Origin of the sequence: Rhodococcus sp. IEGM 1351 (genome assembly GCF_030056875.1) — a bacterium.
Taxonomy (GTDB): domain Bacteria; phylum Actinomycetota; class Actinomycetes; order Mycobacteriales; family Mycobacteriaceae; genus Rhodococcus_F; species Rhodococcus_F opacus.
In genome coordinates, this window is sequence record NZ_JASHKU010000002.1 from 169,940 (window position 1) to 182,797 (window position 12,858).

Annotated in this window: 12 protein-coding genes; 9 read left to right on the plus strand and 3 right to left on the minus strand. The window is 70.5% G+C overall.

Annotation, left to right across the window (positions count from 1 at the left end):
• Positions 1 to 105: 105 nt before the first annotated feature.
• Together QM806_RS03760 and QM806_RS03765 are read right to left on the minus strand one after the other, a co-directional pair.
• Positions 106 to 534, minus strand: coding sequence for an SCO2097 family morphological protein (locus QM806_RS03760; protein WP_005247640.1), 429 nt, complete (start codon positions 532 to 534; stop codon positions 106 to 108).
• Positions 535 to 768: 234 nt separating this feature from the next.
• A complete protein-coding gene (locus QM806_RS03765; protein WP_231137658.1) occupies positions 769 to 1,233 on the minus strand; it encodes an SAV_6107 family HEPN domain-containing protein in 465 nt (154 codons plus the stop codon).
• Positions 1,234 to 1,406: 173 nt separating this feature from the next.
• Between QM806_RS03765 and QM806_RS03770 the strand changes: the two genes are divergently transcribed.
• Genes QM806_RS03770 through QM806_RS03790 form a run of 5 tightly spaced genes read left to right on the plus strand, consistent with a single transcriptional unit; the run spans position 1,407 to position 6,300 of the window.
• A complete protein-coding gene (locus tag QM806_RS03770) occupies positions 1,407 to 2,018 on the plus strand; it encodes a GNAT family N-acetyltransferase (RefSeq protein ID WP_005260186.1) in 612 nt (203 codons plus the stop codon).
• Positions 2,015 to 3,589: a phytoene desaturase family protein gene (locus QM806_RS03775; protein WP_283290380.1), complete on the plus strand. Its 1,575-nt coding sequence runs from the start codon at positions 2,015 to 2,017 to the stop codon at positions 3,587 to 3,589. Before QM806_RS03770 ends, QM806_RS03775 begins: the two co-directional genes overlap by 4 nt.
• Positions 3,586 to 4,398 carry a carotenoid biosynthesis protein gene (locus QM806_RS03780; RefSeq protein WP_283290383.1) on the plus strand — a complete coding sequence of 271 codons (813 nt, stop codon included), beginning with the start codon at positions 3,586 to 3,588 and terminating at the stop codon, positions 4,396 to 4,398. The genes QM806_RS03775 and QM806_RS03780 overlap by 4 nt, the downstream gene beginning before the upstream one ends.
• A gap of 31 nt (positions 4,399 to 4,429) precedes the next feature.
• Positions 4,430 to 5,143 carry an LppM family (lipo)protein gene (locus QM806_RS03785; RefSeq protein ID WP_037204868.1) on the plus strand — a complete coding sequence of 238 codons (714 nt, stop codon included), beginning with the start codon at positions 4,430 to 4,432 and terminating at the stop codon, positions 5,141 to 5,143.
• Positions 5,140 to 6,300 (plus strand): glycosyltransferase family 2 protein, encoded by a 1,161-nt coding sequence (locus QM806_RS03790; RefSeq protein WP_169695526.1) that lies wholly within the window; start codon positions 5,140 to 5,142, stop codon positions 6,298 to 6,300. Before QM806_RS03785 ends, QM806_RS03790 begins: the two co-directional genes overlap by 4 nt.
• Here the strand turns inward: QM806_RS03790 and metF are convergent.
• Positions 6,293 to 7,258, minus strand: coding sequence for a methylenetetrahydrofolate reductase [NAD(P)H] (gene metF, locus QM806_RS03795; RefSeq protein ID WP_005260176.1), 966 nt, complete (start codon positions 7,256 to 7,258; stop codon positions 6,293 to 6,295). The genes QM806_RS03790 and metF overlap by 8 nt on opposite strands.
• 70 nt (positions 7,259 to 7,328) lie before the next feature.
• Between metF and QM806_RS03800 the strand changes: the two genes are divergently transcribed.
• The 4 genes from QM806_RS03800 (at position 7,329) to QM806_RS03815 (ending at position 12,856) form a co-directional block, all read left to right on the plus strand.
• A complete protein-coding gene (locus tag QM806_RS03800; protein WP_183102241.1) occupies positions 7,329 to 8,546 on the plus strand; it encodes a polyprenyl synthetase family protein in 1,218 nt (405 codons plus the stop codon).
• Positions 8,547 to 8,555: 9 nt separating this feature from the next.
• Positions 8,556 to 10,181: a phytoene desaturase family protein gene (crtI, locus tag QM806_RS03805; RefSeq protein WP_269591675.1), complete on the plus strand. Its 1,626-nt coding sequence runs from the start codon at positions 8,556 to 8,558 to the stop codon at positions 10,179 to 10,181.
• A 121-nt stretch (positions 10,182 to 10,302) separates the two neighbouring features.
• Entirely contained in the window at positions 10,303 to 11,907 is a 1,605-nt protein-coding gene (locus QM806_RS03810) for an alpha-(1->6)-mannopyranosyltransferase A (RefSeq protein WP_065493166.1), read from the plus strand.
• A 7-nt stretch (positions 11,908 to 11,914) separates the two neighbouring features.
• Entirely contained in the window at positions 11,915 to 12,856 is a 942-nt protein-coding gene (locus tag QM806_RS03815; RefSeq protein ID WP_005260169.1) for a phytoene/squalene synthase family protein, read from the plus strand.
• Positions 12,857 to 12,858 lie beyond the last annotated feature (2 nt).

Here is a 12,858-nt window from a genome sequence, read left to right on the forward strand (position 1 = left end):
CCGCCCCCGCCCCCCCCCCCCCCGGCCCCCCGCCCCCCCCCGCACACGCCTGGGGGGGGGGGCAACCCCCCCCCCCCCCGCCACTGTGCTGCCGAGCGGGTCGAACTACTCCTGCTCGAATCTCTTCTTGAAGCGGTCTTCCATTCGCGACGAGAATCCGCCACTCTTGCGCCCGCCTCGGGGCTTACCGCGATCGGCACGGCCGGTCTCACCTTGCGTGGTCGAGCCACCACGTGAGGACTGTCCGGACTTGCTCTTTCCTCCACCCCACAGGAGGAGGACTCCGGCACCGAACATGACGATGAAGCCGATCAGGCTGATGACGGGAAAACCGCCCGGCTTGATCGGAAGGGCGACGCCGGCAATGAGCAGGACCAGCCCCAGAACGAACAGGGCCACCGCCTGCAATCGACGACGACTCGATGCCGCACGCATGCGACCGCCTCGCACAGTGGAGGCGAACTTGGGATCCTCGGCGTAGAGAGCGCTCTCGATCTGGTCGAGCATGCGCTGCTCGTGCTCGGAGAGTGGCACGGTACCTCCCCCGGCACTGGAGTGTTGGCCACCGCCTCACGGTGCGAGACGGTGGGTAACCGACTTTGGCGGCTACCTAGATTTAATAATACGAGCAGTTCGATCCCCGTACCACCTACTCCACGTACGAGTTCGACACCAACCTTACGGACTCCCGCACCGAACCCCGTTCGGGGCACTGCAATGTCGCGGACGCCTCACCGTTTTCCGGCCGTTTGCGGCCCACAGCCCGGTCTACGACGCCCGCAAATCGAGACCTGCGCCACGTCCGATGTGATCTTCGACGTGCTGGAGAAAGCGTCCGACCTCGACAAAGAACTCGTCCGCCTCGAGATCGGTGAGGGTACGCGACATTCCTGCCTCGATCGCGGCGCGGGTGGCCGAGTGCCCGGCGAAGTAGTCGGCCCAGTTCACGAATTCCGGCGCCGCGGCGGCCATGAGAACCCAGGCGTTACGCGTTCGTGTCCGTCTGCTCCCCGCCGCAGGCCCCTCGACGGCGGCCAGCACTGCGCCCGCGCCGCGGAGCGCGGCCAGATACGCACTGTGGAATCGATCCGCCGGCCCACCGGCCCCCACCGATTGGGCGAGGAGCGCGTCGGCGCGATCGAGCAGCGTCGAACCCCGCCTGGAGCCCGGGTTGCGTATGTCACCCGGTCGGCGCGAGTTCCCAGAGGCCGGTCCCGTGACCGGGTTCGTCATCACTTCGAACACCTCCAAAACCCCGGTGCAACCACCCCGCCGGGCGTAGTCGGTTCGTGAGTTCGGGGGCCGGCGATGCTCGCTTCCCTCGAGCATCGCCGGATCCCCGCTATCGAACATCCGTTCGACCTATTCAATATAGCTGGACCCACCGACACGTCGTCAAGAGAAAGGTGAGACCGGTCGACACGAACGCTGACCAGACTCCACTCGTGGTCGAACTCACGGCCACCGAGTTCCGCGACCGCCTGCACGAGGCGCTGTCGATCTACGTCGCCGCCATGGGCTATCCCCACGGCACCGAATACCACCGGGCGCCGATGTGGAACGAGCACCTGCAGCGATCGGGGTGGCGTGGCGTCGGCGCGCTCGTCCCGGCCGGTGACGGATCCGCCGACACCGCGGCCGCCCGTCTCGTCGCCGTCGCCTACGGCTACCGCGGGGCACCCGAACAGTGGTGGCATCAGCAGGTCCGTTCCGGTCTGCGCCACACCGGGTGGACCCGGGACCAGATCGACGTGATCCTCGGCAACTACTTCGAACTCACCGAACTCCACGTCCACCCGGACGCCCAGGGACATCGGCTCGGCGAGACCCTGCTCCTCCGCCTCCTCGACCACAGGCCCGAACGCGGCGTGCTGCTCTCCACCCCGGAAGTGGCGGACGAGGACAACCGCGCATGGCGGCTGTATCGCCGCCTCGGCTTCAGAGATGTCCTGCGCCACTTCCGATTCGCCGGGGACAACCGGCCGTTCGCCGTACTGGGACGCGGGCTTCCCCTGTGATCGACGCGGTGGTGGTGGGATCGGGACACAACGCCCTCGTGTCGGCGTGCTACCTCGCGCGGTCCGGATGGTCGGTCGAAGTGATCGAACGCGACACCGTCATCGGTGGCGCGGTGTCCACCGTCGAACGCTTCCCCGGGTACAAGGTCGACCGCGGGTCGTCCGCGCACATCATGGTCCGTCACACGGGGATCGTCGAGGAACTCGACCTCGGCGCGCACGGCCTGCGGTACCTCGACTGCGATCCGTGGGCGTTCGCCCCCGCCCCCGCGGGGTCGGATCGGCCGGGGATCGTGTTCCGCCGCAGCCTGGACGCGACGTGCCGGTCCATCGAGGAGTCCTGCGGCGCCGCGGACGCCGACGCGTACCGCCGGTTCGTGGCGGTGTGGGGTCCGCGCAGCGCACGTGTCATGCGCGCGTTCTCGAATCCGCCGACCGGGCCCGCGCTCCTCTCGTCGTTCTGGGGGCTCGACACGGGCGGCGGCGGCAGCGACCTCTCCCGGCAGTTCCTCGGTTCCGGCGACGCGCTGCTCGACGAGTACTTCGACGACGAACGCCTCAAGGCCGCCCTCGCATGGTTCGGCGCCCAGTCCGGTCCGCCGATGTCGGAGCCGGGGACGGCGCCGATGGTCGGATTCGCCGCCCTGCTGCACACCATTCCGCCCGGCCGTGCCGTCGGCGGCAGCGGAGCCCTGACCGCCGCTCTCGCCGCGAAGCTGCGCGCCGACTCCGGGACCGTCTCGCTCGGCGACTCGGTGGTCTCGCTGAGCCGCGACGGCGACTCCTGGACGACGCGGACGGCGTCCGGACGGGAGATCCGCTCACGTGCGGTGATCGCGGGCTGTCACGTGCTGACCACGCTCGGCCTGCTCGAGCGCGGTGGGTACGACGCGCTGACCCTCGACCGGTGGCGTCGCCGGATCCGCGTGGGCCCGGGGATCGGGATGGTCGTGCGGCTGGCCACCGACGCCCTCCCCGCCTATCCGAGTGCGCCCGACGCGTCGGTCACCCACGGGCTGCAGTTGCTGGTCTCGGATCGCGCACACCTGCGGCTCGCGCACGGCGCGGCACTCGCCGGGGAACTCCCGCCGCGGCCCGCGGTGCTGGGAATGAGCTTCAGCGGCCTCGACCCCACCATCGCACCCGAGGGCAGGCACCAGGTGACCCTGTGGTCGCAGTGGCAGCCGTACCGGCTCACCGGCGGCCGGCGCTGGAGCGACCTCGCGGGACCGGAGGCCGATCGGATCGTCACGGAGATCGACGCGCTGGCACCCGGTTTCGGTGAGTCCGTCCTCGACCGGCACGTGCAGTCGCCGCAGGACCTCGAAGACGAGATGGGGTTGCTCGGCGGCAACGTCATGCACGTGGAGATGTCGCTGGACCAGATGATGATGTGGCGTCCGCTCCCCGAACTGTCCGGACACCGGGTGCCGGGGGCCGGCCGCCTGTACCTCACCGGCGCCTCGACCCATCCGGGTGGCGGGGTGTCCGGCGCGAGTGGCCGCAGCGCTGCACGCATCGCGCTCCACGACGACCGGCGGGGTCTGGGACGCCTGCGGCGCAAGCGATGACCTCCCGCCTGCCCCTGCTGCTCGCGGGCGCGGCGATCGCGGCGCAGATCGTCTACCCGCTGGTGCACGGCGGGATCCGTGACGTCGTCACCGTCCTCGTCGTCGCGCTGCTCGCCGCGGCGTCCGTCACCCACGCGGCCGCGACCCGGGGTGCCCGCTGGACGGTGGGACTGGTGCTCGTGACCGCGGGGCTCGGTCTGTGCTCCGAGATCGTCGGCACGGCCACCGGCTTCCCCTACGGCTGCTACGACTACAGCGTCGGGCGGCTCGGGCCCGCACTTGCGGGGGTGCCTCTGGTGGTGCCGTTCGCCTGGACGGCCGGGTTCTATCCGGTGTGGTGCGTGGCGTCCGTGCTCGCGCGCGGCCCGTACCGACGGCTGACGCGCATCGCACTGACGACGATCGGTGTCGTCGGCTGGGACCTGTACCTCGACCCGCAGATGGTCGCGGACGGGCAGTGGCACTGGTGTGTCACCGACGCCGGTCTGCCCGGTGTCGAACACATTCCGCTGACCAACTACGCCGGGTGGTTCGTCGTCGCCGCCGTGATGGCCGTCGCCGTGGACCGGATCGACCGTCGTCTGGACGCCGGGACCCGGCACCGTGACGGTGTCCCGATCGGGTTGTTCCTGTGGACGTGGCTCGGTTCGGCGCTGGCACACTCGGTCTTCCTCGGCGCCCTCGAGTTGCGGTACTCGGCGATCTACGGGTGGTTGGCGATGGGAATCCTGGGAGTTCCCCTGCTCGTGTCGCTGCTTCGGCCGCGCGCCCGGCGACCCCGGACCCACGACACGCACCCTCACGCCTGACACCGATCCACTCCCCTGGCACGATACGACTGTGCAGCCGCCCTCAGTTCCGACCTCCACCCGCTCGCGGAGGGCCTTGTCCCTCGCGGCCCTCGGCCTCCTTCTCGTGCCCCTCCTCGCGGGATGCCTGCGGGTTCAGGTGTCGATGGGGGTGTCCGCCGACGACCGGGTCTCCGGTCAGATCGTCGCGGCCGCCGTGCCGGCGAACGATCAGGACAAGGGCCCGCAACTCACTCCGCCCGACTCGCTGTCGGGCAAGGTGCGCGTCCAGGAGTACAAGAAGGACGGGTACGTCGGCAGCCAGGCGTTCTTCAGCGACCTCACGTTCGGCGACGTGCAACAGCTCGGCTCCATGTCGGAGCAGGCCAACGGAAGTTTTCAGATCTCGCTCAAGCGGACCGGCGACCTCGTGACCCTCGACGGGAAGGCCGATCTCGGTTCGGTACCCGCCCAAGGCACGGACGTGCAGTTCACGATTGCTTTTCCGGCGCGCGTCGCCACCACCAACGGCACCCGGGAGGGCGACTCCATCGTGTCGTGGAAACTTCCCGCCGGCGACACCTCGACGATCCGCGCCGAGGTGCGGTACTCGGACCCCAGCACCCGCAGCTTCGCGGGCTGGGCGGGCATCATGGCCGGCGTGACGCTGGGCGTCGCCGTGATCGTCGGTGCGCTGGCCTGGATGGCCCGCAACAAGGATCCGGTGATCGGCAGCGGTCGCGCACGGGACCACTCGGAGGTGTGACCTCTCCGCCGATCGAGTGGGTCGTGCGGATCGGCTCCCTGATCTCGGTTCTCGGTCTCGTCACGGCCGGCACCAACCTCGTCCGCGCCCCACGGCTCCCCACGGCGACCCGCCCGGTCACCGAACCCGTCACGGTCTGCATTCCGGCCCGGGACGAGCGTGACCGGTTGCCCGACCTGATCGGCGACCTGCGAGAGCAGCGAGGCGTCGGCGACCTGCGGGTGTTCGTCTACGACGACGCCTCCACGGACGGGACGGCCGAGGTCGCGGAGGCCGCGAGCGGCGCGGACCCCCGCTTCTCCGTGGTGCGGGGAACCGCGGAACCGCCGCCGGGCTGGGTGGGCAAACCCGCGGCCTGCCATCGGGTGAGTGAGCACGCCTTCGCGCAGGGCCGCGGTGACGGCGGGATACTCGTGTTCCTCGACGCCGACGTGCGGTTGCGTCCGGACGCCCTGACTGCCGCCTGCGCCGTGCTGCGCGAGTCCGAGGCAGCGCTGGTCTGCCCGTGGCCGTTCCAGCAGGCGGGGTCGGTGACCGAGGTCCTGGTGCAGCCGCTGCTCGCGTGGTCGTGGGCGGCGACACTGCCGATCCGCCTGGCCAACCGGTCGCGGCGCCCGTCGACGGCCGTGGCCTGCGGACAGTTCATGGTCTTCGATTCCGCCGGGTACCGCGGGGTCGGGGGCCACCGGGCCGTCGCGGACAGCGTGACCGAGGACCTCGACATCGCACGGCTGCTCCGTACGCGGGGTCGTGCGAGCACACTGGTCGTGGCCGGCCGGTCGGCGTCGTGCCGGATGTACGAGGACGCCGACGCGCTGCGCCGCGGTTACGACCGCTGGCTGTGGACGGCATTCAGCTCCCGCCTCGGCGCCGCCGCGGTGCTCGGTGCGGCAAGCGTGGCGTACCTCGTGCCGCCGGTCGCGTTCGCGGCCGGACGGGGACGCGTGCGCGGGTGGGGTGCGGTGGGGTATCTCGCCGCCACGGCGTCCCGGCTGTGCGCCCGCGCACTGGAACGTCAGGGCCGCCTCACCGCCGCCGACGTCGCCGGCGCGGTCGCGCACCCGCTGTCCGTCGCCGCGGTGACGGCCCTGACTGTGTCGTCACACCGCAATCATCGACGCGGGCGCACCCGATGGAAGGGGCGGACGCTCAGCTGACCCGAGCCGGGGTGACCGGGGTGGGATCCGCCACACCCGAACCGACCTTGTCGCCGAGCCGGGCCAGCACCTCGCTGGTGGCGCGCGCGAAGTTGAGGGTGATGAAGTGCAGGCCGGGCGCACCCTCGGCGATGAGACGTTCGCTCATCTCGGTGGCGACGTCGATGCCGATCTCGCGCACGGCGGCGCGGTTCTCCTCGGGACCGTCCCCGGCGGCCGTGGCCAGACGCTTCTCGAGGTGCGCCGGGAGACGCGACCCCGACAGTTCGAGCACGCGGCGGACCGACCGCAGCGACGTGATCGGCATGATCTCGGGGATGATCGGCTTGGCCCCCTGCTCGGGGTCGTACGCCGAAACCCGGTCGCGCAGGCGCAGGTAGTCGTCGACGTCGAAGAACATCTGGGTGATCGAGTACTCGGCGCCGGCCCGCAGCTTCGACACCAGGTACCGGGTGTCGTGCGCGAGATCGGGCGCGCGGTAGTGGCCTTCGGGGAACGATGCGACGCCGACGTGGAAGTCGCCGAGGTCGCGGACGAGCCGGACGAGGTCCTCGGCGTACTCGACGCCGTCCGGATGCTTCTCCCACTCGCCCAGCGGGTCGCCGGGCGGGTCGCCACGCAGAACCAGGATGTTGCTGATTCCGCGGTCGGCGTAGGCGCCGACCATCGACCGCAGTTCGTCGACACTGTGCGACACGGCAGTGAGGTGCGCGACCGGCAGGAGGGTGGTCTCCTCGGCGAGCTGGCCGGTGACGCGGACCGTGCGGTCCCGCGTCGACCCGCCCGCACCGTAGGTCATGGACACGAAGGCCGGACCCAGCCGCTCGAACTCCCGCACCGCACGCCACAGACGAGCCTCGGCGGCCTCGTCACGCGGCGGCGAGAACTCGACGGAAAAGGGGACCCGGCCGTCGCTGGACGACCGGATCCGGTCGACGATGGACGGAGTGCGGGTCACCCAACCTTCGCTGGCCCGCCCCCTGACGGAATCGAATGTCACCCGTCCAGCATAGGTAGTGCCCAGGGCAATGCACCCACTGCGTCTACACGGGGCGGCGGGATCCGGGTATCCGGCCACCCGGGAGGGCGCCCACTATGGTGGTGTCGACGCCTGTCGCCGGTCTCGGCGCGCACGCGAGAATTCGATCCTGGAGGCAACACTGTCCGTTGGAACGCGCCCCGCCGCCCTCGCGGCCGAGGTCGAAAATGCGCTTCGCGACTTCTTCACCAGCCGGCAGGTCCTCGTCGACTCCGTGGGCGGTGGTTACCGCGAGGCCGTGACCACCCTCGAAGACTTCGTCCTGCGCGGAGGCAAGCGGGTCCGTCCCGCCTTCGCGTGGACCGGCTGGCTCGGGGCGGGCGGCGACCCTCGCGGCCCCGAGGCCGGACCCGTGCTCCGCGCCTGCTCCGCGCTGGAACTTGTTCAGGCCTGCGCACTGGTCCACGACGACATCATCGACGCGTCCACGACGCGCCGCGGGTTCCCCACCGTCCACGTCGAATTCGCGGAACAGCATCGTGCGGGGGCGTGGAGCGGTGATTCCGCTCACTTCGGCGAGGGCGTCGCGATCCTGCTCGGCGATCTCGCGCTGGCCTGGGCCGACGACATGATCCGCGAATCGGGCATCACCGCGGACGCGTCGGCCCGCATCTCCCCCGTCTGGTCCGCGATGCGCACCGAGGTGCTCGGCGGGCAGTTCCTCGACATCAGCAACGAGGCCCGGGCGGACGAATCGATCGACGCCGCCATGAAGGTGAATCGGTACAAGACGGCGGCATACACCATCGAGCGGCCCCTGCACCTCGGTGCGGCGCTCGCAGGCGCCGACGAGACCCTGGTCTCGGCGTACCGCCGTTTCGGCACCGACATCGGTATCGCCTTCCAGCTCCGCGACGACCTGCTCGGCGTGTTCGGCGATCCGGCCGTGACGGGCAAGCCCTCGGGCGACGACCTGCGGGCGGGCAAGCGCACCGTCCTGTTCGCGATGTCGCTGCAGCGCGCCGACGCCGAAGACCCGGCGGCGGCCGAACTCCTCCGCGAGGGCATCGGCACCGATCTGTCCGATTCGGACGTGGACACCCTCCGGACCACGATCACGTCGCTCGGCGCGGTCGCGGACGTGGAGAAACAGATCGAGGAACTCGTCGAGAACGCGCTGTCGACGCTGGCGGCGAGCACCGCCACCGCGGAGGCGAGGCAGCAGCTCACCGAGATGGCCGTCGCCGCGACGCGCCGCGACTACTGAGGGTCCGGGATGGCCCGCGCGCTCCGGACGGTTCCCGGCCGCACCGATCACGTCGTGGTCGTCGGTGCCGGCCTCGCCGGTCTCTCGGCCGCTCTGCACCTCGCCGGATCGGGCCGGCGCGTCACCGTCCTCGAACGGGAGTCGTCACCGGGCGGCCGGGTGGGCACCTACCGTGGTCCCGGCTACGACATCGACAACGGTGCCACCGTCCTCACGATGCCCGAACTGGTCGGCGAGGCCCTGGCCGCCGTCGGCGCGGATTTCGAGTCCACCAGTCCGGCGCTCGTCCTCGAGCGGCTGGCGCCGGCGTATCACGCGCGGTTCGCCGACGGTTCCTCGCTGGACGTGCACTCCGATCCCGAGGCGATGGTCGCCGAGGTCAGCCGGGTGTGCGGGCCGGAGGAATCGGCCAGGTACCTGCGGCTGCGGCGCTGGCTCGGCCGGATCTTCGACGCCGAGTACCACCGTTTCATGGACGCGAACTTCGACTCGCCGCTCGATCTCGTCTCGTCCCCCGCGGCCGCGCGGGATCTGCTGACGCTCACGGCCCTGGGCGGGTTCGGCAGGCTCGGAGCCCGGGTCGACCGCACGATCACCGATCCGAGACTCCGCCGGATCTTCACGTTCCAGGCCCTCTACGCCGGGGTCGCTCCCGCCGACGCCCTCGCGGTGTACGGCGCGATCGCCCACATGGACACCTCGCTCGGCGTCTACTTCCCCCGGGGCGGGATGCGCTCGATCGCGCTCGCCCTCGCCGACGCCTTCACCTCCGCGGGCGGTGAGATCCGGTTCGACACCGAGGTCGCGGCGCTCGAGCGAAGCGGCGACCGCATCGGCACCGTCGTCACGGCGGCGGGTGACCGCATCGACTGCGACGCGCTGGTACTCACCCCGGACACCGCCGTCGTCGACGCACTGCTCCGCCCGGTGACACGCCGGACGCCCCGCCGGGTGCGGGTGTCGCCGTCCGCCGTGGTCCTGCACGGGACCGTCCCCACCTCGGTCGCGTCCCAGTGGGCCGCCCAACGGCACCACACCATCGACTTCGGTCACGCGTGGAAGCGGACGTTCGCGGAGATCACCGCCCGCGCGGGGCGCGGACGGCTCATGACGGACCCGTCGCTGCTGATCACCCGGCCCGCCCTGTCGGATCCGGGCCTCGCCGTGGACCGGGCGGGCACTCCGTCGGAACCGCTGTCGGTGCTGGCGCCCTGCCCGAACCTGCACAGCGCACCGCTGGAGTGGTCGTCGCTGACCGGCCCGTACGTGAACGAACTGCTGCGCGAACTCGAGACGCGCGGGTACACCGGAATCGCGGAGCATTTCACGATCGACCACGTCGACACCCCCCTCACCTGGCTCGGCAAGGGCATGGCGGCGGGCAGTCCGTTCGCGGCGGCGCACGTGTTCCGGCAGACCGGACCGTTCCGGCGGCCCAACCTGGTCAGGGGGCTGGACAACGTCGTGCTCGCCGGTTCCGGCACCGTCCCGGGGGTCGGAGTTCCGACCGTCCTGCTGTCGGGGAAGCTCGCGGCCGCCCGCGTCACCGGGCCCACCGCAGCACGAAGTGCGAAGAGACCCACCGCAGCACGAAGTGCAGAAAGACACACGAAAGCATCCAGTGCGGGAGGATAGGGCGAGGCGTGGCGGGAACTGGTGCCGGCAGCAATTAAACTGGTTCCTCGACCATGCGATGCGCACGACGACGAGCGCACCGACCGCAACCGAACGCACCTCGGGGGAGGAATCTGCACTCATGACGTCCTCTGCCCGGCAGGCGACCGTCGCCGCTGCGACGCCCACGCCGCAGCGGTCGTGGCCCCAGACCACGGCCGACTTCCTCCGCAGCCCCGAGGGGCACGCCGCCATCCTCGGTTTCGTAGGCGCCGTGATGATCACGTTCGGTGGTTTCGGTGCGGGCAGCGTCCGCCGCGAGGACCCGCTCCTGGAGGCGATGCACCTGTCGTGGCTCCGGTTCGGTCACGGTCAGATCCTGTCGACGGTCATCGTGTGGGTGGGTGTCGTCGCGATGATCACGGCCTGGGTGCGGCTGGGCCGCGCCACGCTCGGCGGCGACGTCACCCTCCGGCAGTTGCGGATGGTCGTCCCGGTGTGGACGGCGCCGCTGCTGCTGGCCGTGCCGATGTTCAGCCGGGACGCCTACTCCTACCTGGCGCAGGGTGCGCTCCTGCGTGACGGGTTCGACCCCTACGCCGTCGGGCCGGTGGTCAACCCGGGCGTGCTCCTCGACAACGTCAGCAACGTGTGGACCACCACCACGGCGCCGTACGGTCCGCTGTTCCTGCTCCTCAGTCAGGGGATCACGGGGCTGACCGGCGACAACGTGATCGCCGGGACGATGCTTCTTCGCGTGACGATGCTGCCCGGACTCGCGCTCATGGTGTGGGGAGTCCCGCACCTCGCGCGCCACCTCGGCGGTAATCCGGCGATCGCCCTGTGGCTCGCCGTGCTCAATCCTTTGGTTCTCGTCCACCTCATCGGCGGTGTCCACAACGAACTGCTGATGGTCGGCCTGATGATCGCCGGCATCGCGCTCGTCCTCGAACGACACCATCTCGCCGGGATCGCCCTCGTGGCGGTCGCGGTCGCGATCAAGGCGACCGCAGGCGCCGCGCTGCCCTTCATGGTCTGGATCTGGATGCTCCACGAGAGGGAGAAGGCCGAGGCGGAAGGGCGCACACCCGCGTCGCCGCTCGCGTCGTTCGCGAAGACCGCGGGCGCGGGATTCGCCGTGTTCGTGGCCGTCTTCGCGGCCGCGTCCGCCGTCGCCGGTGTCGGGCTCGGCTGGATGACCGCGCTGTCCGGGTCGAACAAGATCATCAACTGGTTGTCGCTGCCGACGATCCTCGCCCACATCGTGACCGTCGGAACGTCGTGGTTCGCTGAGCTGCGGCTGGGTGAGGTGCTGGCCATCACCCGCCCGATCTGCGCGGTCGCCCTGGTTGCGATCGTGCTGGCGGCCTGGTGGCGCTACCGGAAGACCGAGCGTGAGGCGATTCTCGGAATTCTCATCGTCCTGGTCGCGATCGTGATCCTGTCGCCCGCGGCACTGCCCTGGTACTACTCGTGGCCGATCGCCATCGCGGCCGGCTTCGCGTTGTCGACGCGGACCCTGATGATCCTCGTCGGGTTGTCCACCTGGTTGATGCTGGTCTTCCAGCCCGACGGCTCGATCGGTCTCTACACGTTCGCGCACGTCGTGCTCGCGACGTTCGCCGCGGTCGTCGCGGCGGTATCGCTCCGCACGGTCGATCCGCTGCGGCTGCGCGCACCCCGGCCCGTCGAGCACGAGCGCACCTCCGGCCTCACAGATGCTGCGGCGTCGTCCCGCGTCGAATGACCGGTCGATGACCGAGCTGGCCGACAGTTACCGGTTCTGCGGCGCGGTGACGGCGGAGCACGGTCGCACCTACCATCTCGCGACCCGGTTGCTCCCCGAGCGCCGCCGGGCCGCTGTGCATTCCCTCTACGGGTTCGCCCGCACGGTCGACGACATCGTGGACGTCGATCCCGGTCGGACGGCCGGCGACTGCGCCGCCGAACTCGATCGGATCGACGCGGCACTGCGACTCGGCTTCACCGACCGGAACGCGGTCGGGCCGGCTGCGTGCGCACCGGAGATGCAGCGGGTCCTTCCCGCGTTCCTCGACACCGTGGCTTCGTTCGACATCCCCCACGACTACTTCTTCGCGTTCCTGGAGTCCATGCGGATGGATGTTCCGGGAACCGCGGAGCATCGGGCCGAGTACGGCACCATGACCGAACTCCGGACCTACATGTACGGATCGGCCGTCGTGATCGGGTTGCAGATGCTGCCCGTCCTCGGAACCACCGGGCCCGCCGCCGATGCCGAACCACACGCTGCGGCTCTCGGTGAGGCGTTCCAGCTGACCAATTTCCTTCGCGACGTCGGCGAGGACCTGGATCGGGGCCGGGTCTACCTCCCGGCCGACGAATTGGCCGCGTTCGGTGTCGACACCGAACTCCTCGCGCACAGTCGTCGCAGCGGCACGACGGACCAGCGGATCGTGCGGGCCCTCGCCCACCTGATCTCGATCACCCGTTCCGTGTACCGGGACGCGGAACCGGGCATCGCGATGCTGGACCGACGGGTGCAACCCGGGATCCGGACCGCGTTCGTGCTGTATTCCCGCATTCTCGACGAGATCGAGCGAGGCGGTTACCGGGTTCTCGACCGGCGCGCCACCGTGTCCCGGAGACACCGGTGGGCGACGGCGCTGCCTCAGTTCGCCCGGCTCGCGGTGCCGGCCCGTGGCCGAGCGTGGTGACC